22 protein-coding genes are annotated in these 20328 nt (G+C 71.2%); 5 read left to right on the forward strand and 17 right to left on the reverse strand.

All coding sequences use genetic code 11. From position 1 onward, the window contains the following. Positions 1-78 precede the first annotated feature (78 nt). Positions 79-903, forward strand: coding sequence for an SDR family NAD(P)-dependent oxidoreductase (locus tag PV396_RS10595; RefSeq protein ID WP_319202918.1), 825 nt, complete (start codon positions 79-81; stop codon positions 901-903). 23 nt (positions 904-926) lie between these two features. Continuing rightward, positions 927-1676 (forward strand): glucose 1-dehydrogenase, encoded by a 750-nt coding sequence (locus tag PV396_RS10600; protein ID WP_319202920.1) that lies wholly within the window; start codon positions 927-929, stop codon positions 1674-1676. A 30-nt stretch (positions 1677-1706) separates the two neighbouring features. On the opposite strand, the gene PV396_RS10605 is transcribed toward PV396_RS10600, so the two are convergent. From PV396_RS10605 to PV396_RS10685, 17 genes are all read right to left on the reverse strand, one after another. Then, positions 1707-2798 (reverse strand): MBL fold metallo-hydrolase, encoded by a 1092-nt coding sequence (locus PV396_RS10605; RefSeq protein WP_319202922.1) that lies wholly within the window; start codon positions 2796-2798, stop codon positions 1707-1709. Next, the gene (locus PV396_RS10610) at positions 2795-4327 is read right to left on the reverse strand and encodes a class I adenylate-forming enzyme family protein (RefSeq protein ID WP_319202924.1); all 1533 of its coding nucleotides are present in this window, start codon (positions 4325-4327) and stop codon (positions 2795-2797) included. The genes PV396_RS10605 and PV396_RS10610 overlap by 4 nt, the downstream gene beginning before the upstream one ends. Before the next feature lie 90 nt (positions 4328-4417). Then, positions 4418-4738: an EthD family reductase gene (locus PV396_RS10615; RefSeq protein WP_319202926.1), complete on the reverse strand. Its 321-nt coding sequence runs from the start codon at positions 4736-4738 to the stop codon at positions 4418-4420. A gap of 27 nt (positions 4739-4765) precedes the next feature. Further along, entirely contained in the window at positions 4766-5146 is a 381-nt protein-coding gene (locus PV396_RS10620; RefSeq protein WP_319202929.1) for a nuclear transport factor 2 family protein, read from the reverse strand. Further along, complete coding sequence (locus PV396_RS10625; protein ID WP_319202931.1) at positions 5143-5493, reverse strand: nuclear transport factor 2 family protein; 351 nt, start codon at positions 5491-5493, stop codon at positions 5143-5145. Before PV396_RS10625 ends, PV396_RS10620 begins: the two co-directional genes overlap by 4 nt. A gap of 127 nt (positions 5494-5620) precedes the next feature. After that, positions 5621-6265 carry a TetR/AcrR family transcriptional regulator gene (locus tag PV396_RS10630; protein WP_319202933.1) on the reverse strand — a complete coding sequence of 215 codons (645 nt, stop codon included), beginning with the start codon at positions 6263-6265 and terminating at the stop codon, positions 5621-5623. Between the two features lie 65 nt (positions 6266-6330). Continuing rightward, positions 6331-7215, reverse strand: a complete 885-nt coding sequence (locus PV396_RS10635) for an enoyl-CoA hydratase/isomerase family protein (RefSeq protein WP_319202935.1) — start codon at positions 7213-7215, stop codon at positions 6331-6333. Beyond that, entirely contained in the window at positions 7212-8009 is a 798-nt protein-coding gene (locus PV396_RS10640) for an SDR family NAD(P)-dependent oxidoreductase (RefSeq protein WP_416071374.1), read from the reverse strand. Before PV396_RS10640 ends, PV396_RS10635 begins: the two co-directional genes overlap by 4 nt. 5 nt (positions 8010-8014) lie before the next feature. Beyond that, the gene (locus PV396_RS10645) at positions 8015-8791 is read right to left on the reverse strand and encodes an SDR family oxidoreductase (protein ID WP_319202939.1); all 777 of its coding nucleotides are present in this window, start codon (positions 8789-8791) and stop codon (positions 8015-8017) included. Continuing rightward, on the reverse strand, positions 8788-10002 hold the full coding sequence (locus PV396_RS10650; protein WP_319202941.1) for an acyl-CoA dehydrogenase family protein: 1215 nt from the start codon (positions 10000-10002) through the stop codon (positions 8788-8790). Before PV396_RS10650 ends, PV396_RS10645 begins: the two co-directional genes overlap by 4 nt. A gap of 13 nt (positions 10003-10015) precedes the next feature. Continuing rightward, positions 10016-10990 (reverse strand): phosphotransferase family protein, encoded by a 975-nt coding sequence (locus PV396_RS10655; protein WP_319202943.1) that lies wholly within the window; start codon positions 10988-10990, stop codon positions 10016-10018. After that, positions 10987-12198: an acyl-CoA dehydrogenase family protein gene (locus PV396_RS10660; protein WP_319202946.1), complete on the reverse strand. Its 1212-nt coding sequence runs from the start codon at positions 12196-12198 to the stop codon at positions 10987-10989. The genes PV396_RS10655 and PV396_RS10660 overlap by 4 nt, the downstream gene beginning before the upstream one ends. A gap of 10 nt (positions 12199-12208) precedes the next feature. After that, entirely contained in the window at positions 12209-13357 is a 1149-nt protein-coding gene (locus PV396_RS10665) for a thiolase family protein (RefSeq protein ID WP_319202948.1), read from the reverse strand. Continuing rightward, positions 13354-13737 carry a Zn-ribbon domain-containing OB-fold protein gene (locus tag PV396_RS10670; RefSeq protein WP_319202950.1) on the reverse strand — a complete coding sequence of 128 codons (384 nt, stop codon included), beginning with the start codon at positions 13735-13737 and terminating at the stop codon, positions 13354-13356. Before PV396_RS10670 ends, PV396_RS10665 begins: the two co-directional genes overlap by 4 nt. Continuing rightward, positions 13722-14510, reverse strand: a complete 789-nt coding sequence (locus PV396_RS10675; protein WP_319202953.1) for an enoyl-CoA hydratase/isomerase family protein — start codon at positions 14508-14510, stop codon at positions 13722-13724. The genes PV396_RS10670 and PV396_RS10675 overlap by 16 nt, the downstream gene beginning before the upstream one ends. A 78-nt stretch (positions 14511-14588) precedes the next feature. Continuing rightward, positions 14589-15722, reverse strand: coding sequence for an acyl-CoA dehydrogenase family protein (locus tag PV396_RS10680; RefSeq protein WP_319202955.1), 1134 nt, complete (start codon positions 15720-15722; stop codon positions 14589-14591). Between the two features lie 10 nt (positions 15723-15732). After that, on the reverse strand, positions 15733-16527 hold the full coding sequence (locus tag PV396_RS10685) for an SDR family NAD(P)-dependent oxidoreductase (protein WP_319202957.1): 795 nt from the start codon (positions 16525-16527) through the stop codon (positions 15733-15735). 62 nt (positions 16528-16589) lie between these two features. Between PV396_RS10685 and PV396_RS10690 the strand changes: the two genes are divergently transcribed. From PV396_RS10690 to PV396_RS10700, 3 genes are all read left to right on the forward strand, one after another. Then, positions 16590-17657: an NAD(P)-dependent alcohol dehydrogenase gene (locus PV396_RS10690; protein ID WP_319202959.1), complete on the forward strand. Its 1068-nt coding sequence runs from the start codon at positions 16590-16592 to the stop codon at positions 17655-17657. A 196-nt stretch (positions 17658-17853) separates the two neighbouring features. Then, positions 17854-19209: an FAD-dependent oxidoreductase gene (locus PV396_RS10695; RefSeq protein ID WP_319202961.1), complete on the forward strand. Its 1356-nt coding sequence runs from the start codon at positions 17854-17856 to the stop codon at positions 19207-19209. Positions 19210-19450: 241 nt separating this feature from the next. Beyond that, positions 19451-20320, forward strand: coding sequence for a branched-chain amino acid ABC transporter permease (locus tag PV396_RS10700; protein WP_319202964.1), 870 nt, complete (start codon positions 19451-19453; stop codon positions 20318-20320). Positions 20321-20328: the final 8 nt, after the last annotated feature.

Raw genomic sequence — 20328 nt, forward strand, 5'->3', positions numbered from 1 at the left:
GTCTTGTCGCCCGCTGCTCGTAAATCTAGACTCGGGCAAAATGAAGCTAGTTCAGTTCAGGAACCAGGGAGCAGACTCATGCTGGGTTCCCTCAGCGGCAAGACCGTCCTGGTCACCGGCGCGGGGCAGGGCATCGGGCGGGCCATCGCAGTGCGGATGGCCCAGCAGGGCGCGTCCGCTGTGGCTGTCGCCGACCGGAACGAGGAGACCGCTGCCGAGACCGCGGAGCTGGTGCGCGGTGCGGGGGCGCGGGCCGAGGCGATCGTCTGCGACCTGCGCCTGCGGGGCAGCATCGAGGAGTCGGTGGCGCGTACGGCGAGGTGCTTCGACGGACTCGACGTCCTGGTCAACAACGCGGGGGTGATCGAGACCGCGTTCACGTCGGACCGGGAGCGCGGGGTCGACTCGCTCTCCGAGGAGGTCTGGGACGCCGTGTACGAGGTCAACCTCAAGGCGGTGTGGCTGACCACCAAGTTCGCCGCACCTCATCTGCGCCGGTCGTCGCGGGGGCCCGCCATCGTCAACACCGCCTCCGTGTCCGGTCTCACCGGCTTCCCCAACGCCCCCGCCTACGGCGTCACCAAGGCCGGTGTCATCCATCTGACGAAGGTGACCGCCGTCGACCTGGCCCCGGTGCGCTGCAACTGCTTCTGCCCCGGCGTCATCGACACCCCACTCGCCCAGGACTACCTCGCCGCCGCCCAGGACCGTGCCGCCATGGAACGGGAGCTGACCGCACCGCAGTTGGTGAAGCGGCTCGGGCAGCCCGACGAGGTCGCCAAGCTGGCCTGCTTCCTCGCCTCCGACGACGCGGCGTTCATCACGGGGGCGTCGTACGTGATCGACGGCGGCGCCCTCGCCTGGCTCGGGGTGCGGACTGAGGACGCGCGACACCACTGCTGATCATGGAGAGATGAGGGGATTCGATGCCATCGAGGCTGGCTGGGAAGACGGCTCTGGTGACCGGCGCCACGGGAGGCATCGGGGACGCCGTCGTGCGGCGGCTCGCGGCGGAGGGCGCGGCGGTCGTGGTGACCGACCTTGACGCGGACCGCTGCGGGAAACTCGCCGAGGAGGTCGGGGGCGGCGCTCTGGGACTGGCCCTGGACGTCTCCGACGAGTCGGCGTGGCGTGAGGTCGTCGCGGCGGCGACCCGTGCACTGGGCGGCCTGTCGGTGCTGGTCAACAATGCCGGAATCGCGACGATGCACACGGTCGAGACGGAGACCATGGAGTCCTGGGAGCAGGTGCTCGGTGTGACCCAGACCGGGGTGTGGCTCGGCATGAAGTACTGCGGCGAGGCCATCGAGCGCTCCGGCGGTGGCTCGATCGTCAACGTCGCGTCGATCTTCGGCACGGTGGGTGGGTTCGGGTCCCAGTTCTCGTACCACGCGGCCAAGGGCGCTGTGCGGGTGATGTCCAAGAACGCCGCGTTGCACTGGGCGAAGCGTGGTGTCCGGGTGAACTCGCTGCATCCCGGGTTCATCGAGACGGCTCGGTCGCGTGAACTGTGGCGTGACACACCGCGGTTGACGGCGATGGTCGAGGGGACACCCCTCGGGCGGCTCGGTACGCCGGAGGAGGTGGCCGCGGTGGTGGCGTTTCTCGCGTCCGAGGACGCGAGCTTTGTGACGGGGTCCGAGTTGTATGTCGATGGGGGGTGGACCGCGCATTGAGGGAGCGTTCGGAGGGCGTTGGAGGGGGCCTCAACGGGCCCCTTCCTCGAACGCCGGACGCCAGGAGCCCGCGGCAGTGTACTGGTTGACGCCGTCGGTCGGTGTGCATCGGGCCTGGGTGCGGGCGACCAGTACGTCCAGGTGGGCCGCCGTTTCGTTGACGGCGAGCATCTGGTTGAAGTCGTTCAGGTCGGTGAAGGGCAGCTTTCGGCGGGTCCAGCCCAACTCGCCCGCCACCTCGTACGCGGTGCGTGTTCGCTCGCCGAGCACGGTCAGTGTTTCGGTGAGCCGGTCGTCGTGATGGGCGAGGAGTTCCTCGGCCCGTGCGTGCACGCCGGCACCGGCAGGGCCGTGCGCGGGCATGAGTTGGGCGTCGGCGAGGGTGGTCATCCGGCGCAGCGAGTCGAGGTAGTCACCCAACGGCAGTGCGCCGCCGCCGAGTTCGAACCCGATGGACGGGGTGATGTGCGGCAGGACATGGTCCCCCGAGAACAGCAGTCCCCTCGCCCGATCGAGGTACACGACATGGCCCCGGGTGTGGCCGGGCGTCGGAACGACCGTCAATCGCGTGTCCCCGAACCGGAGTTCCTCCTCCTGCAGCCAGCGGTCCGGCGCCTCCCACACGCTGGGGTCGAAGCCGCCGTGCTCCATCGCCCCGACCCGTTCGGCGAGGTCGTGGGCCCCGGCCCGGCGCAGGGTCTCGAGCGAACCGGCCGGCTGGTCCGAGCGCAGCTCCCCCAGCAGTTCGAGGCCGCGCCGCTCGCCCGCGCCGAGGTAGACCCTGGAGCCGAGCAGTCTGCGCAGTTCGACGGCCTGGGTGTAGTGGTCCCGGTGGATGTGGGTGACCAGGATGTCGCTGATCTCGCCCAGGTCGTGGCCCAGTCGGGCGAGGGCGTCCTCAAGCGCCTTGCGGGACTCGGGGATCGACCACCCGCCGTCGATCAGGACCAGCCCCTCCGTCAGCCCCTCGAGCGCGTAGACGTTGACGGCCCGAAGTCCGTCGTCCGGCAGCGGAAGCGGAATGCGGTGGACCCCGGGTCGTACGGTCTCGGGTCCGCCTTCCGCCCACCGTCCGCGGTCGAAGCGAGGGGTGGGGGTCGTGGGGGTGGCGGGGGTGGTCATGCATCTCCTTGCGGGTGCTGGTCCTGTGGTGCGGCGAGCCGTGCGTGCAGTTCGCGGGCGAGCCCACGGGCTCCCGACCGGTCGAGCTTGCCCACCGTGGTCTGGGGCAACTCGCTGACGGTGAAAGCGAATTCGGGCCACTTGGCCTTGGACAGGCCGGTGCGGGCGAGATGTTCGCGGAGCTCGTCCAGGCCGAGTTCGGCACTGCTGTCCTCGGGCACGAGGAGGACGGCGGCGCGTTCGCCGAGGAGAGGGTCGGGGAGCGGGGTCACACAGACGCGGGCCACCGCCGGGTGGGTGGCGACGGCGCGTTCGATCTCGGTGATGTCGAGGTTGCGTCCGCCGCGGATGATGACGTCCTTCTCCCGGCCCATGACGGTGACCGTGCCGTCCTCGTCGGTCGTCAGGAGGTCTCCGGTGGGGAAGAAGCCGTCCGGGGTGAGGGCCGGCGGTTCGGTCTTGCCGTCGCGTGCGTAGCCGAGGAAGAGGGACGGGCCGCGGACCTGGGCACGGCCGGTCGCGCCCGGTCCCAGGACGGTGCCGTCGGTGGCGACCGCCCGCAGTTCGGTGCCGGGGAAGGGCCGTCCGTCACGGCCGAGGCGGATCTCCTCGGGGTCGCCGGGTCGCGGCGAGGTGTGTCCGAGGCACTCGGACATGCCGAAGACCCGCAGGATCCTGGTTCCCAGAGAGCGTTCGGCACGGGCGAGGGCACCGCGGTCCATGGGGCCGCCGCCGACGGTGATCGAGCGAACCCCTTCGAGAGCCTTCGAGCCGCCGGCCGCCGAGCCCATCTGGAGGGCCATGGTCGGTACGCACATGGTCCACCGGACGTCATGGCCTGCCATCCGCGCGAGCGCCTCCTCGCGGTCCCAGTGGCCGGTCAGGACCAGGGGTCCGCCCAGCATGAGCGCGAGGCACACCCCGAAGCAGTAGGCGGCGGTCGAGGAGAGCGGGACCACGGCGGCCACCGCGTCGCCGTCGCGCAGACCGTTGACGTCGATCGTGCAGGAGCACGCGTAGCGCAGGGCCTCCTCGGACTGGACGACCCCCTTGGGCCGTCCGGTGGAGCCGGAGGTGAGTCCGATGACGGCGCCACCCGACCAGCGGGAGACATCCCGGGGGCCGAGTCCGGCCCGTACCGTCCAGCCGTCCAGGACCGCGGTGGTCCACGCGTCCGGCACGGCCCGCTCGACGCCCCACTCCTCCATCGCGGGCGGTTCGGCGATCACGGCGTCCGGCCTGATGTCCTCCATCGCGGCGGCGAACTCGGCCGGCGTCGTGTGCCGGTTGACCAGGGCCAGCACGCCGCCCGTCAGTCCGACGGCGAGGGTCGCGGCGACGGTGCGCCAGGAGTTGTCGGACTGGAGGAGCACCGTGCCGGCCGACACCCCCTCCGGGGTCATCGCCTCGGCCAGATCCGCCGCACGCTGGAGCAGGTCACGGGCACCGTACCGGCCGTGGTCGTCGACGACCGCCGTGAAGTCGGCCCGCCGGGACCGGTCGTAGAACTCCTGAACTGTCTGTCGCATCCGCTTGCTCGCCTCTTCGCGAAGGAGTGAAGCATCGTTTTGGGGGCGCGGGCCGGGGGCCGGTACCTCCGTGCCCCGGGCCGGCCCTGCTCAGCCCGCGTACATCTCCGTCTCGCCGCCCATGACGGCGATCCGGCGTCCGCGCATGTCACCCACCTGGGCGACGGCCGCCGACCACTCCGGGCTCCGCAGCGCCTCGCGCAGGTCGTCGGCGGTGTCGAAGCCCAGGACGGAGAGGCCGTCCCAGCCCTCCGAGCGCGGTTCGAGGGCCGCGTCGAGGTCGGTGTGCCGCCAGGACCTGAGCCCGGGCAGTTTGCGGGTGAGTTCGGCGTGGTCGCCGCGCCACCAGTCCATGAACTGCTCATGGGTCCACTCGGGTGGCCGGGCCGCCAGCAGTACGAGGTTGTACATCGGTCCCCATCAGGTGAGTCGGGTCAGTCAGGTGAACAGGACCGCGGGCGACCGCCCGATCAGCAGGCGCCGCACCCGGCCCTCGTCGTCGAGCCGGGCCGAGGCCACGAAGGTCGCCTCCGGTACGCCCGACCTGCGCACCTCTCCGAGGTACAGCTCGTCCCGGCCTACGGCGGACGCGGTGAGCAGGTGATGGGTACGGACGCCCACCTCTCGCTGGGCGAGGTAACCCTCCATCTCCGCCAGGCCGCCGTGGAAGTCGGTGCCCGCGTCGCCTCCGGTGGAGAACAGGATGGAGAAGGAGAAGTCGTCGGCGATGAGATCGAGGATCCGGTCGGCGTCGTCGCTGTCCAGGATGCCGAACCAGTTGGTCAGGAACGGCGCGGCGGAGGTGGAGGGGGTGGTCACGGCCGGTCCACCAGGTCGAAGTCGGTGGTGAAGAACGACTGGTAGCGCGCCATCAGGCCGGTGGGCGAGATCCGCACCGCCGACAGGAACGCACCTGTGGTCACCCCCTGCTCGACGACGAAGCCGTACGCCGTCTCGACGTCGGCGTCGACCGCGTACCGCGTGATCTCGTGGGTACGGTCCACCGCGGCGCGCCCCGCGATGTACTCGGCGAAGTCCGCACGGGACGTACCGGTCCGCCGGCCGCCGGGGAGGGCGATGAGGAACCTGAAGTCCGGCTCCAGGAGTTCGAGGGCTTTTTCCGGGTCCTGGCCGTCCATTCTGGCCATGTATTCGCGAAGCACCATTGCCTACCGCTCTCCCTCAGCGCCGTGAAACAACCTGAGTTCAATTCAGTTTGACTGTAAGGCAGGCGCCCCGCCGCCGACAAGAGGCGGGGCGTCCTCGACAGGGCCGCCTTTGACGGACCCCTGCTCAGCCCGGTACCGAGGACTCCTCGGCGACCATCCGCACCACGCACCCCTCGATCATCTCGCTGATCTCCGGCAGGGCGATCGCGCCGGTCGGGCGGTACCAGCGCCAGACGCTGACGATCATGCCGAGGACGGCGAGACCGAGGGTGTGCGCGTCCCGGACCGGGAAGGCGCCCTTGGCCATGCCGCGCATCAGCAGGGTCGTCCAGTCCCGCTCGACCATCTGCACCAGCTGACGGGCCGCGACGCGCTCGGTCTCCTCGCGCTTGGACTTCCGCGGGGTGGCGAGCAGGGACATGTTGGCCTGCAGGATGCGCATCTGGCGGATCTCGTGGTCGGTCACCGCGAAGGCCGACCGGACGGCCGCGCGCAGTTCCGCAACAGGCTCCGTCTCACCGTTCGTCACCTCGACGAACATGTCGTGGGAACGCTGGAGTTCCAGCCGCATGATGGTGAGCAGACAGTGGGCCTTGGACTCGAAGTAGTGGTAGAGGGCGGTCTGCCCGATGCCGACCCGGTCGGCCACCTCCGACCACTTGGTGTTCTCGTAGCCGTCCTCCCCGAACCGCTCGACCGCGGCCACGAGAATCGCGGCACGCTTCGACCTGGGCCCCTCCTCCGGATCCACGATCCGTGCCCTTGCCATCGTCTCTCCCTCTGCTCCACGACCGGTACCGGTCACCGGCCGGTCGTCCGAGAGTAGACCCAAGTTCAAGTCGGTTTCGAATCGACGATCACCCGGGTCGCCCGTGTGCCGTCCGACCGCGTGCCGTCCGACCGCGTGCCGTCCGACCGCGCGGCATCGGGCCGTGCGACGTCGGGACGGGTGAAGACCGCCGGGCGCCCCTCGATGAACGCCGCCACGCCTTCCCGACCCTCGGCGGACACCGCGGCGGCGGAAAGGTGACGGGCCTCCGCCTCGAGGTGTTCGGTGAGGCCCACGGACGACGCCCGGCCGACCAGCCACCGGGTCACGCCGTACGCCCCCGTGGCCCCGCGCGCCAGCACTGCCGCCGTCTCGACGGCCTCCTCGTACAACCGCTCGGGCTCGACGACCCGGCTCACCAGTCCCATCTCCAGCGCCTCGCGGGCCGGCACCCGCCGGTTGGTCAGCAGCAGGTCCAGGGCCCGCCGTGGTCCGACGAGCCGGGGCAGTGTCCAGCTGGTCCCGGCGTCCGGTGTGTATCCGATCGCGGTGTACGCGGCCATGAAACGGGCGTCGCTCGCCGCGAGGCACACGTCTGCCGCACTCGCGAGGCCCAGCCCCGCTCCCGCGACGGCCCCCTGGACGGCGGCGACCAGCGGAGCGTCCAGACCCGCGAGGGTCCGCAGCGCTCCGTGGAGGGCGTCGGTGACGGCGGCGAGATGTCCGGCCAGGCGTTCCCCGGGCAGCGCGGCGAACTCCTTCAGGTCGCCACCGACGCAGAAGGACGGGCCCCGGCCAGTGAGCAGCACCGCGCGCGCCCGCGCCTTCTCGCACTCCCGGGCTGCGTCCAGCAGCGCCCGGGCCGTCGCCAGGTCGATCGGGTTGCCCGCGCCCCGGCACATCTCGACGCGGACCAGCCGGTGGTCGTCGACCTCGACCGTGACCCTCATCGCGCCGTCCACCCGCCGTCCACGGTGAGCACATGGCCGGTGCAGTACGAGGACGCCTCCGAGGCCAGGAAGAGCAGAGCCCCGTCCAGCTCTCCCGGCTCGCCGCCGCGCCCCAGCATCGTGCCGCGTTCGACCCACCGCCGGGACCGTTCTTCGGAGAACAGTTCCTCGGTCATCTCCGAGCGGAACCAGCCGGGGGCCAGCGCGTTGACCCGCACCCCTGACGGGCCCCACTGTCCCGCCAGTTCACGGGTCAGTCCGATCAGCCCGGCCTTGGAGGCGGCGTAGGCCGCGCCACCCAGCGGGGCACCGGAGACCAGGCCCAGGACGGACGACACGTTCACGACCGATCTCGTACCGGCGGACGAGGGCTCCGGGTTCGTTGCCGGCGCTTCTGCCATGAGCCGGGCGAGATGGAAGGGCGCGACCAGGTTCACGGCGAGTACGTCCGCGAAGTCGTCGGCGCTCTCGTCCTCGGCGTGTACGGCTCCGGGCGCGCCGGCGTTGTTGACGAGCACGTCGATCCGGCCACTCTCGTCGAGCGCGGTCGCGATCAGTCCCAGCCGGTCCTCCTCCCGTAAGACGTCGCAGACGACGGGGTGGATACGTGGGCCGGTGTCGGCGAGTTCCTTCAGCCTCTCCGGTCTCCGGGCGGCGGCGAACACGGTGGCACCGGCCGAGGCGAGGACTGCGGCGAACCTGGCTCCGAGACCGGAGGACGCCCCGGTGACGACGGCCGTCCGCCCCCGCAGGGAGAACAGGTCCGCCACCAGCGCGGCCGCTGGACCGGTCACGGGCGTCACCCCTCCACCCCGATCGGCAGCACCGTCGCCCCGCCGTCCAGGACCAGCGTCTGTCCCGTCATCCAGGACGAGGCGTCGGATGCCAGGAACAGGGCCGCGTGTGCCACGTCCTCCACGGTTCCGAGCCTGCGCAGGGGCAGTTTCGCGGTCAGGATCGGCTCTCGTGGCTCCCAGACGGCTCTGGCAAGCTCGGTCTTGATCAGTCCGGGCGCGATCGCGTTGACACGTGCCTTCGGGCCGAGTTCGTAGGCGAGTTGCCGGGTCATGTGCAGCATGGCCGCCTTGGTGGCGTTGTACCAGCCGATGTGGGGATCGACGACCAGTCCACCGACGGAGGCGATGTTGACGACCACTCCCCCGTGCTCCTCCATCCAGGCCCGCCAGGCGTGTCTCGTCCAGGCGAGCATCCCGTACTGGTTGACCCGTACCGTCTTCTCCGCGCGTGGCAGGTCGAGGTCGATGAGGTCGCCCATGTAGGGATTGGTGGCCGCGTTGTTGACCACGATGTCGAGGCGCCCGAGACGGGCCACGGTCTCTTCGACACACCGTTCGGCGTCGGCCGGCTCTCCCGCGTTGGCGATCGTCCCGTGGACCTCGCCGTCGCCCTTGACACACAGCAACTCCGCGCGGGCGGCGGCGAGTCCGTCCGGTTTGCGGGCGGCGACGACCACATGGGCGCCCGCCTCCCGGTACGCCTTGGCGATGCCGAGGCCGATGCCCCGGGTGCCACCGGTGATCACGGCGACCCGGCCGCCCAGTACCTGCTCGTTCACGCCGACTCCTCGGGGTACTTGGCCAGTTCACGCCGGGCGACCGTCCGCAGATGCACCTCGTCGGGCCCGTCCGCGATCCGCAGTGCCCGGGTGATGGCGTAGAGCCGCGCGAGTACGGTGTCGTCGCTGACGCCTGCCGCACCATGGGCCTGGACCGCGCGGTCGACCACTCTGTGGGCGACCTCCAGAGCGGCCACCTTGATGGCGGCGACCTCGGTACGGGCCGCCGAGTTGCCCTGGGTGTCCATCAGCCAGGCCGACTTGAGGACCAGCAGCCGCAGCTGGTCGATCTCTATGCGGCTGCGCGCGATCCACTCCCGTACGACCCCCTGCTCCGCGAGGGCGCCGCCGAACGCGGTGCGGGTGAGGGTGCGGCGGCACATCAACTCCAGTGCGCGTTCGGCGAATCCGACGGCCCGCATGGCGTAGTGCATGCGCCCGGGCCCCAACCGCCCCTGGGCGAGGGCGAATCCGTCGCCCTGGCCGCCCAGCATGGCCGCCGAAGGCACCCGTACGTCCTCGAAGAGGACGTCACCGTGGCCGCAGCGGTCCGTGTAGCCGAACATCGGCAGGTCGCGCAGAACGGTGATGCCGGGGGTGTCCCGGGGGATCAGCAGCATGCTCTGCTGCCGGTACGTCGGCGCGTCCGGGTCGGTGACGCCCATCAGGATGATCAGCCGACAGTCGGGGTCCATGATGCCGGACGTGTACCACTTGTGGCCATTGACCACGTACTCGTCGCCGTCCCGGGTGATCCGGGTGCGGATGTTGCGCGCGTCGGAGCTGGCGACCTCCGGCTCGGTCATCGCGAAGCACGAGCGGATCTCGGCGGCGAGCAACGGCCGTAGCCAGCGGTCCTGTTGGGCGAGGGTGCCGTTGAGCGCGAGGAGTTCCATGTTGCCGGTGTCCGGGGCGGAGCAGTTGAACACCTCGGGTCCGATCACCGACCGGCCGGCCAGCTCGGCGAGGGGCGCGTATTCGAGGTTGGTGAGGCCGGCGCCCAGGCCGCCGTGTGCGAGGAAGAGGTTCCAGAGTCCTTCGGCGCGCGCCTTCTCCTTCAACTCGCGCATCACGGGCGGGAGTTCATGGGGGTCGGCCGCCTCGGCGAGTTGCCGGTCGTAGACGGCTTCGGCGGGCAGGACGTACTCCGCCATGAACGCGGTCATACGGGCGCGGAGTTCTTCGGCCTTCGGAGAGAGTCCGAAATCCATGGGTGGCGCTCCTTCAGGGCCGGGGGGCGAGGATGTCGCGCGCCGTGCGGATCATGGCCGCGATCGTCGGCGGCAGCCGCTCCTGGTCGGGGTCGTGGTGCTTGCCCTCGCGGTGTCGGCGCAGGTTGTGGCCCATGATCGCGGCCATCTTGGTCCGGGCCAGGGCACGGAACCAGTCGAGGGCGGGGGGTTCGGGGCGGCCGTCGAGGTAGGCGGCGAGCAGCTCCCTCTCGCCGGGCAGGCCGGGCACCGGGCATCCCAGCCGGGGGAAGTTGCGGTGGTCCGCGAAGAGAAGGAACCAGGCGAGGTCGATTCGGGGATCACCGACGGCCCAGATCTCCCAGTCGACGACGGCTGCCGGCCGCTCGCCCCGGCACAGCACATTGCCGAGGCGGAAGTCGCCGTGGGTCAGCACGGGCGGGGTGGCGGACGGCACGCGGGTGGCGAGCGCGTCCAGCAACTTCTCTGCACCGGGGCGGAGTTCGTGCGGCACGGCCCGCATGGTGCGGGTCCATCGCTCCAGTTCGCCGACCGGGTCCAGTGGCGGTTCGGCCACCGGCTCCGTTTCAGTACCGTGCAGGTCCCGCAGTACGTCGGCCAGCGCCAGCATCCGGGTCCGGCACAGTCCGGGATCGAGCCGGTGCTCGTCGAGGACCGGCTCGACGGCCTCGCCCGCCACGAACTCCATGGCGAACCAGGCGGGTTCGTGTTCGTCGACGGCGGCGACCTGGGGCACGGGCACCGGCGATCCGGCCAGCATGTTCAGCACCCGGGCCTGCCGGAGCACGTCGTTGCGGCCGACCGGACGCTGCCCGGGCGGTACCGCCTTCACGACGTACGACGTGGTCCCCGCCGTGATGGCGTACGTGAGCCCGGAGTGGCCGCCGGGCAGCGTGCGCAGGTTCCCGAAAGGCTCGCCCGGATGTCGGACGGACAGCTGTGCGCGGACCCTTGCGGCGAGTTCCGTCGCCTCGGTCGCGGTGCTCAACTTCCTCCTCCCTTCGGCTCCTTGGGCAGCCCCAGTACGCGTTCGGCCAGGATGGTGCGCTGGATCTCGTCGCTGCCGCCGGCGATGCGGTAGCCGGGAGCGCCGAGAAGGTGTTCCGTCCAGGCGAAGGTGCCCCACTCCCCCGTGTCGGCGGCGAGCCGCGGCCCCAGCAACTGCTGGACGAGGTCGGTGGTGGCGCGCATGGTCGCGGTGGCGTGGAGTTTGCCGACGGATGCCTCGGCGCCCGGTGCGCGGCCGGCGACCAGGGCTGCCGTGACGCGCAGGCCGATGAGCCGCTGGACGAGGGAGCGGACGAACAGGTCGGCCGCCTGCTGCTGTTCGCCGCCGGTGAGCGGCCGGGGCAGGTACCGGGCGAGTTCGAGAGCGCGGTCGGCGTTGTCCAGGCCCAGGCCGCCGGAGTCGAGGCGTTCGGCGGCGAGCACGGTGAGAGTGACCCGCCAGCCCTCACCGACGGGGCCGAGCCGGTCGGTGTCGGGGACGAACACGTCGTCCAGGTGGACCTCGTTGAAGCTGGAGCCGCCGGTCATCTGCCGGATGGGCCGTACGGTGACGCCCGGCGCGTCCATCCGGACGAGGAACACGGTGATGCCCGCGTGCTTGGGGGCGTCCGGATCGGTGCGGCACACGGCGACACCCCAGGTGGCGACTTTGGCACCGGACGTCCAGATCTTGTGGCCGCGCAGTATCCAGCCTTCTCCGTCCGGTACGGCACGGGTGCGGACGGCGGCCAGGTCTGAGCCCGCCTCCGTCTCGGAGAAGAGCTGGCAGGCGAGTTCGTCGGTGCGCAGCATGGGCCGTAGCCACCGCTGTTTCTGCTGATCCGTACCCCAGATCCGGATCGCCGGGGCGACGAGCTGCTGGGTGACGGGGAAGATCTCGGTGCGCCGGGGCACTTCGAAGGCGGCTTCCTCCACCCGGTACAACTGCTCGTAGTAGGTGGGCAGTTCACGCCCGCCGTACTCCTTCGGCCAGTCGAGGGCGCCCCAGCCGTGGTCGTACCGGGTGCGTTCCCACTCCCGTGTGCGGTCGGTGTGCTCGCGTTCCTCGGCCTCGGTCCGGTTCTCGAAGACGGCCACCGAGTCGTCGCCGCGGCCCCACTCCTGACGGGCGGTGCGGGCCTTCGCCGCGCCGGCCAGCCAGTGCCGGGCCTCGGCGCGGAACTCCTCGGGGTCGGGGGTGCCGTCCATGATCCTCCCTTTAGCGGGTCAGTACGGTGCAGGCACTGACGCCCGGGGCGCCGTACACATGGGTGAAGCCGCTCGACGGGCCGCCGGGCACCTGGCGTTCGCCCGCTCTCCCGCGCAACTGCTGGACGATCTCGTGGACCTGCCGCAGCCCGGAGGCGCCGATGGGCTCGCCGTTGGCGATGCAGCCGCCGTCGGTGTTGACCGGCAGGGCACCGTCGATCGCGGTCGCGCCGGAGGCGATGAGCCCCTCCTGGTCCCCGTGCTCGCAGAATCCGCACTCCGCCAGATGCATCACCTCGGCGCCGCTCTCGGTGTCCTGGAGTTGGCACACATCAATGTCGCCGGGCCCCAACCCCGCCTCCTCGAAGGCAAGTTGTGCGGCATCCGTGCTGACGCTGCTCGGTGTGCCGGACGGCGCCCAGGGGCTGAACACCTCGAACGAACCGAACCTGCGAGTCCGTACGACGGACGACCGCAGCGCGACCGGGGTGGCATCCAGCTCACGGGCGACCGCCCGACCGCACAGGATCAGGGCGACCGCACCCTGGCCGGGCGAGCAGAACATGTACCTGGTCAGCGGGTCGTTGACCATGCCGGACGCCAGGATCTCGGCCGCGTCGAGCGGTTGGCGGCGCCAGGCGTGGGGGTTGCGCGCCCCGTTCGCGTACGCCTTCTCGGCGACCAGCGCGAGGGTGCGTGCGCTGATCCCGTGGTCGTACATATAGCGCTGGATCTTCATGGCGAAGAACTGGGTGGTGACCATGAGCCCGTCGCGGCCGTACGCCTCGTCGAGCCCCCAGTCGGCCGGCCGGGGATCGAAGGCTCCGCGCGGGTGTTTGTCGAAGCCGACCGCGAGGGCGACGTCCGCCGCGCCGGAGCGGATGGCGTTGACGGCCGAGACGAGCGCGCTGCCTCCGGTCGCGCATCCGTTGCGTACGTTGACGAACGGCACGCCGGTCAGGCCGAGTTCGGCCACGAGTGTGTCGGCGTTCCCGGCCGCGTCGCTGCCGCCGTACGCCGCCCGGACCCTCGACCACGGCAGCCCGGCGTCGGCGAGGGCGGCCCGTACGGCTCGCACGGCGAGTTGCCTGCCGGTCGCCTCCGTACGGGCGAAGGAGGTGATCCCGGCGCCGCAGATCATGACGTCCTCGGCACTCATGGTGCGCCGCCCACGGCAGTGGCCCTGGGCACACCGTCCCCTGCGCCGATCCGCAGCCGCATGCCGATCGTGACGGCCTGAGGCGGTATGTCGAGGACGGCCAACACCCTTACCTCGTCACCGAGTTCGATGTATCCGAGGGTGAACGGGGTGAACCCGGCGGCAGGGGCGACGTACGGCGGTGACTTGGGTGCGTACCGCTGTACCGTCCATGTCCACAATGTGCCCGTGTCCGAGAGGAGGCCCGGCTGAGCCGGGCCCCCGCAGCGTGGGCACGCCGGGTCGGCCGGGTACACGGCCACGGCGCACGCCGCGCACCGGGAACCACGCAGCCTGCCGTCGGCGCGCGGTTGCCCCGCGACGCTCAGCGGCCCTTCCACTGTGGCTCCCGCTTCTCGAGGAATGCCGCGACGCCCTCCGCCGCGTCCTCGGAGTTGAGCATCACGCCGACCGCGAGGTGCTCCATGACCATCAGGGACTGGATGTCGGCGTCGAGGCTCCGGTCGATGGTCATCTTGGTGATCCACATGGTGAACGGGCTCTTGTCGATGAGCTGGTCGGCGAACTCCTCGACCGTCGCGTCCAGCTTGTCCGCGGGCGCCGAGGAATTGATGAGGCCGAACTCCGCGGCCTCGACCCCGCTGAGCAGCTTGCCGGTGAGCATGAGCTCCTTGGTCTTGCGGACGCCGATCATTCGCGGCACGCGGTAGATGGGGCCGGCGCCCCCGAACAGCGCCCGGCGGATGTGGAAGTCGCCGATCTGGGCGTCGTCCGCGGCGATCGCGAAGTCGCAGGAGATCATCAACTCGAAGCCGCCCGCGGTGACATGGCCTTCCAGTACGGCGATCGACGGGGTCCTCATCGAGTAGAGCCGGTCGCAGACCTTCGCCGAGAGCACGGCGACGTCGATGGCGTTGGACCGGCCGACGAAGTCGGCCTGGAGGCTGTCCAGGTCGAATCCGGAACAGAAGGTGTTGCCGCGCCCGCGCAGGATCAGCACGCGCAGTTCGGGGTCCGCGTCGACCTCGGTGATGATCTCGTCGAGTCGTTCGAGGATCGGCACCGTCACACAGTTCTTCTTGTGCGGCCGGTTCAGCCAGACCCGTGCCACGTGACCGTCCCGCTCGAACTGGATCTCGTCTTCGACTGCCATGAGCTCCTCCAACCTGAACTGAATTCAGTACGATTCTGGATGCGGTCGCGGACCCTGTCAATGGACGGGGCCCGACGATCAGGCGCCGCGGCCGGTGAGGCCGAGCAGTCCGGCCAGGCGCAGTCGGTGGTCGGCGGCGGTGCCCAGCAGCGCCTCGTCGGCCCGGGCGCGGCGGACGTACAGGTGCGCCGGGTGCTCCCAGGTGAAGCCGATCCCGCCGTGGAGCTGCACGTATTCGATGGCCGCCAGGCGATAGGCGCCGGTGCAGACCACCGCCGCCGCACTCGCCGCCACCGGCACCTCGTTCGTCTGACGGGCGAGACAGGCGCTCGCGTAGGCCGCTGCGGACCGGGCGCCCTCGATCTCGACGAGCAGGTCGGCCAGCCGGTGCTTGACCGCCTGGAAGGAGCCGATCGCTCGACCAAACTGAGTTCGGTGCGACACATATGTGAGTACGGCGTCCAGGGCGTGCGAGCTGCCACCGACGTGCTCGGCGGCCAGCGCCGCCCGGCCGGCGTCGAGGACGGCGTCGACGATCCCCCGTACCTGCCCGGGCTCGCCGACCGGATCCGCCGGCGCCCCCCGGAAGCGGATGAGGGCCTGGCGGCGCGTCGGATCGAGGACGCGGCGGGCGACACGGTCGCAGGTCGCGGCGTCCGGCTCGCAGGCGAACAGGCGTTGCCCGTCCGGCGCCCGGGCCGCGACCAGCAGCAGGTCGGCATCCTCGCCGTCGGGCACGAAATCGGCCTCGCCGCGCAGTACCCAGCCGCCGGGACCACGCTCGGCGGTCACCCCGGCCGGGTGCAGGAACCCGGCGACGGTGGCCGTGAGCGCGCCGGAGGCGATACCCGGCAGCCGGCGCGCGCAGGCCTCCCGGTCGCCGCTGTACGACAGGGCGTACCCGGCGAGGACGACAGTGGAGAGCAGCGGCGCGGGGCACAGCACCCGCCCGGTCTCCTCCAGGGCGACGGCGAGTTCGGCGAAGGTGCAACCGGCGCCGCCGTACTCCTCGGGCACCGCGAGCCCGTGCACCCCGATCTCGGCGGCCAGCCGGTCCCACAGCGACCGGTCGTGTCCGCGCGCACTCCGCGTCTGGGTGCGCACCTCCTCGGGCCCACAGGTCTCGGCCAGCAACTGACGGAGCACCTGGCGCAGTTGACGTCGTTCGTCGCTCTCCAGCAGCAGCGCGGGATCGGCATCGAGCCGGAACATCCAAGCCTCCTCAGATCGTGAAGCGTCCGCCGTTGGCGAGGAGGACCGCGCCGACGAGGTTCACTGCCTCGTCGCTCGCCAGGAACACGGCGATGTCGGCGATCTCCTCCGGCGCGGCGTACGGGCGTACGCGCGGATCGGCGAACCCGTGGCGCAGGGCGGCCGGGGTCCTGGCGGCCATGCCCGTCTCGGTCGGCCCCGGCGCCACCGTGTTGACGCGGACACCGAAGGCGATCGCCTCCTTGGCGACGGACTGGCTCAGCGCGTGCGCGCCCGCCTTCGAGGCCGCGTAGTGCGGATAACCGGCCTGGGTGTCGTAGGCCGAGGACGAGCCGACGGTGACGACGGCTCCGGACCCGCGAGGCGCCATGGCCCGAAGGGCGGCACGCAGGACATGGAAGGTGCCGTCCAGATTGACGCGCGTCACCCGCCGCCAGGCGTGGTCGCCGAGCCTTCCGGTCACCTCCGGGGGCCGGTCGGCGATCCGGGCCTCGGCGATCCATTCCTTTGCCGTGGGATCGTCGACTCCGGCCGCGTGCACCACGACGTCGATCCTTCCGTGCCGTTGCACGACCTCACCGAAGACCTGGTCGACCTCGGCGGACTCCGCGACGTCGACGGTCAGTGGGTGCGCTCGCGCCAGTTCCTTGGCGACGGCTTCGGCCGCACGGCCGTCGATGTCCGCGGCGAAGACCTCGGCGCCCTGCGCGGCGAGCCGCCGCACGACCGCCGCGCCGATGCCGGATCCGGCGCCGGTGACGAGGGCGACCTGTCCGTCGAAACGTCCCGGGTACTCACCGCCCATGCGCGATCCCCTCTCCCCTTGACAGTTCCTGAACTGACTTCATTTTTGCTAGCGTCTCAGGTATGTCAACAGCCAGGACAAGAGCGGTCAGGCTGACCCGCTGGGGCGGCCCACCGGTCGTCACCGAGGTGGCTCGGCCCGTCCCGACAGGTGAAGAAGTCCTGATCCAGGTGGAGGCGGCGGGCCTGTGCCGTTCGGACCTCCATGTCATCGACGCCCCGGCGGGCAGCCTCCCCTACCGAACCCCGTTCACCCTCGGGCACGAGACCGCCGGCCGGGTGGCGGCGCGGGGTCCTCGCGCCGCGGGACCCGCGATCGGCGAGCGCGTGGTCGTGTACGGCCCCTGGGGCTGCGGGAGTTGCGCGCGCTGCGCCGCCGGGGCGGAGAACTACTGCGATCGGCGTGCGGCGCTGGACGCGGACCGGGCCGGCACGGGGGTGGGGCTCGGACGCGACGGCGGTATGGCCGACTGGCTGCTCGTGCCGTCCGGGCGGCTGCTGGTCCCGGTGGGTGAGCTGTCCGCCGTACAGGCCGCGCCGCTTTCGGACGCCGGACTGACCGCGTACCACGCTGTCGCCACCGTCAGGAGCGCGATCGGCGAGGGCGCGAGTGTGGTCGTGCTCGGCATCGGCGGGCTGGGGCATCTGGCCGTCCAGATCCTGCGCGCCACGACACCCGCACAGGTGCTGTCCGTGGACGTACGGGAGGAGGCGCTCGCCCTGGCCGACCAGTGCGGCGCACACTTCGGCACACTCCTTCGGCCCGACAGCACGGCGGTCCTGCGACGCCTGACGGGAGGGGTCGGGGCGGTCGCCGTGCTCGACTTCGTCGGCAGCAACGCCAGCCTGGACCTTGCGACCGGCGTGCTGCGGGCGGGCGGAGAGCTGGCCATGGTGGGAAGCGACGGCGGGGAGGTGACAGTCCGCAAACCCGGAGCGCTTCCTCCCGGGACGCGGATCTCCCTGCCCTTCTGGGGCACCCTGCCCGAGCTGGAACAGGTCGTCGCCCTGGCACGCGGGGGCGCCCTGAGGGTGGAGGTCGAGCGGTTCGCGCTGTCGCGTGCGCTGGAGGCGATCGAGGGACTGCGCTCCGGCGGCGTACGGGGACGCGCGGTTCTCGTACCCGACTGACTCTCTCGACGGCACCACCTCCTCGACCGCGCTACCTCCTCGACCGCCCGCGCCCCGCGATCCGGCCGAAACCCGTACCGCTCCACGGCACTCGGTCCACCCCACCGAAGCCGACCCATCGACTCCAGAAGTGAGTTCAATTAGTGTCTTGCCCCATCCCGGTGACACAAGCGCGGACAGAGGCGGTGAGCCCGCTATGGGCGCGGAAGCAGTGGATCTTCTGGTGATAGGCGGCGGCATGGCCGGCCTCTCGGCCGCCGCCCAGGTGGCGGCCGAGGGCGGCACGGTGGCGCTGGTGGAGAAGGCGGAACGCACCGGCGGCTCCGCCCGTTTCGCGGGTTTCGTATGGACCGCCCCGACCGTCGAGGAGTTGCGCCGGGTCAACCCGGACGGCGACCCGGAACTGGCCGAGGCCCTGATCGACGGGTTCGCCGACGGCGTCGCGTGGATCAGATCGCTCGGTGTGGAGTGCCGGCCGCCGGTGCCCGTACTCGGCTTCGGTCGCGGCCACCAGGTCGACACCCATCACTACCTCGACACCTGTGAGCGGCTGATTCGCGACCGGGACCAGGAGGTGCTGACGGCCACCTGGACACGCGCCCTGCTGACGGAGAACGGTGTGGTCAAGGGGGCGGAGTGCCTCCTGCCGGACGGATCCACACGCCGGATCGAGGCCGCCTGGACCCTGCTCGCCACCGGCGGCTTCCAGGGCGATCCGGCCATGCGCGCCGAGCACATCCACCCTCAGGCCGCGGGCATCGGGCTGCGGGCCAACCCGGAGAGCCGCGGCGACGGCCTCGCGCTCGGCCGTGCCGTGGGCGCGGCGTTCGACGGAACGGACGCCGGGTTCTACGGGCATCTGATGCCCGCCGGTGTGTCCCTGGCCGACCCGGCACGTTTCGTGGACCTGGCGCTCTACTACAGCGAGCACGCCCTGCTGTTCGACATCACGGGCGAACGCTTCGTCGACGAGACGATGGGCGACCACCTGACCGCCATGGCGCTGCTGGAACGGCCCGGCGCCCGTGGCCTGCTGGTCGCCGACGCGCGGGTGCACCGCGAGTGGATCAGCGCCTCGTACGTGGAGGGCATCCCCGGCGTGGACAAGTTCCGGCTGTGCCATCGCGCCGGGGCCCGCAGCGCGGTGGCGGAGAGCCTGGACGACTTCGCGTCGATGCCCGAGGAGTGGGGCTATCCGGGCGCCGTGATCCGGGACCGCGTCAAGGAGTTCAACGCCACCACCGGCGGCGGGGCGCCGGTCCCGGGGCGACTCCTCGACGGCCGCCCGCTCGACGAACCGCCGTTCTACGTCCTCGAAGCGGCACCGGCGATCACCTTCGCCTTCGGGGGCCTGCCGATCGACGCCGGAGCGCGTGTCCTGTCCGCGGACCCGGCCGGGCACCGCACGATACCCGGCCTGCTCGCGGCCGGAGCGGACACGGGCGGACTGTACCGGCGGGCCTACGCCGGCGGTCTCGCGCCCGCCCTGGTGTTCGGCCTGGCGGCGGCATGGACCGCGCTCGGCGGGACACCGGCGTCCGCCGGACACTGAATTCCCGACGGGCCGCGCGGCATAAATCCTGTGCACAAGGCTTGCCCGTCCGGCACCGGAGTGCCTAGCGTACTGAATTGAGTTCACTTTAACTCGCTGCTCGGCTCCATGACTCGCAAGGTGAGCGGGCTTTCTGGCGTGTGGCGCGAAACGCCCTCTACCCCGGGCTCCCCGTGTCCCTGGTTCCGCAGGATCCGAGTTGCCGAGTTCCCAAGATCCCAAGTTCTCCGAGGGAGTGACTGTGAGTCAGTTCCTGCTCGTCCTGGTCAGCGGCGTGGCCGGCGGAGCCGTGTACGGCCTCATGGGCCTGGGGCTGGTCATCATCTACCGGGCCACGGACGTCGTGAACTTCGCGATGGCGTCCCTCGCGACCCTCGGCCTGTATGTGGCGGTCTCCCTCCACGACCGGGGCGTGGCGACGGTGCTCGGCATCCTCGCCGCCGTCTCGATCACCGTGGCGGCCGGTCTCCTGGTGCGCGAGACCGTGATCAGGCCGCTGGGGCAGGGCCAGCTGTTCTCCGCGCTCGTCGTGACCATGGGTGTGTCCCTCGTCGTGGAGAGCATGGCCGGATCGATCTGGGGCGACCAGCCCAGGTCCTTCCCCAGCCTGGTCGACGGGACGGTCCGCTGGTCGGGCGCCGCGGTGCCCGTCCAGAGCCTGGTGACGATCGCCGTCGCCGCCGTGGCGATGGCGCTGGTGGGTTATCTGTTCGCGCGCACCACGCTCGGCTCGGCCATGCGGGCGGTGGCCGAGTCCGCGGAGACGGCCCGCGTCGTCGGCCTCGGCGCGCAGCGCATCGCCAGGCTCTCCTGGGCCCTCGGTCTGGGTCTCGCCGCGCTCGCCGCCTGTCTGTACGCGCCCCGTTCCGGGCTCGTGCCCACCGCCCTCGTCGCACCGCTGTTCCGGGCCTTCGCCGGGATTTTCCTGGGCGGCCTGACCAGCATGTACGGCGCTGTCGTCGGCGGGCTGACCATCGGCGTCCTGGACAACCTGGCGGCGAACTACGTCTCCGCCAGTTTCCGGGACACGTTCGTGTTCTCGTTCACCGTGCTGGTCCTGCTGATCCGTCCGCAGGGCATGTTCGGCACCCGCACCTTCCAACGGGTCTGAGGGGTCGC

It is taken from the genome of Streptomyces sp. ME02-8801-2C, from assembly GCF_033793965.1.
Taxonomy (GTDB): Bacteria; Actinomycetota; Actinomycetes; order Streptomycetales; family Streptomycetaceae; genus Streptomyces.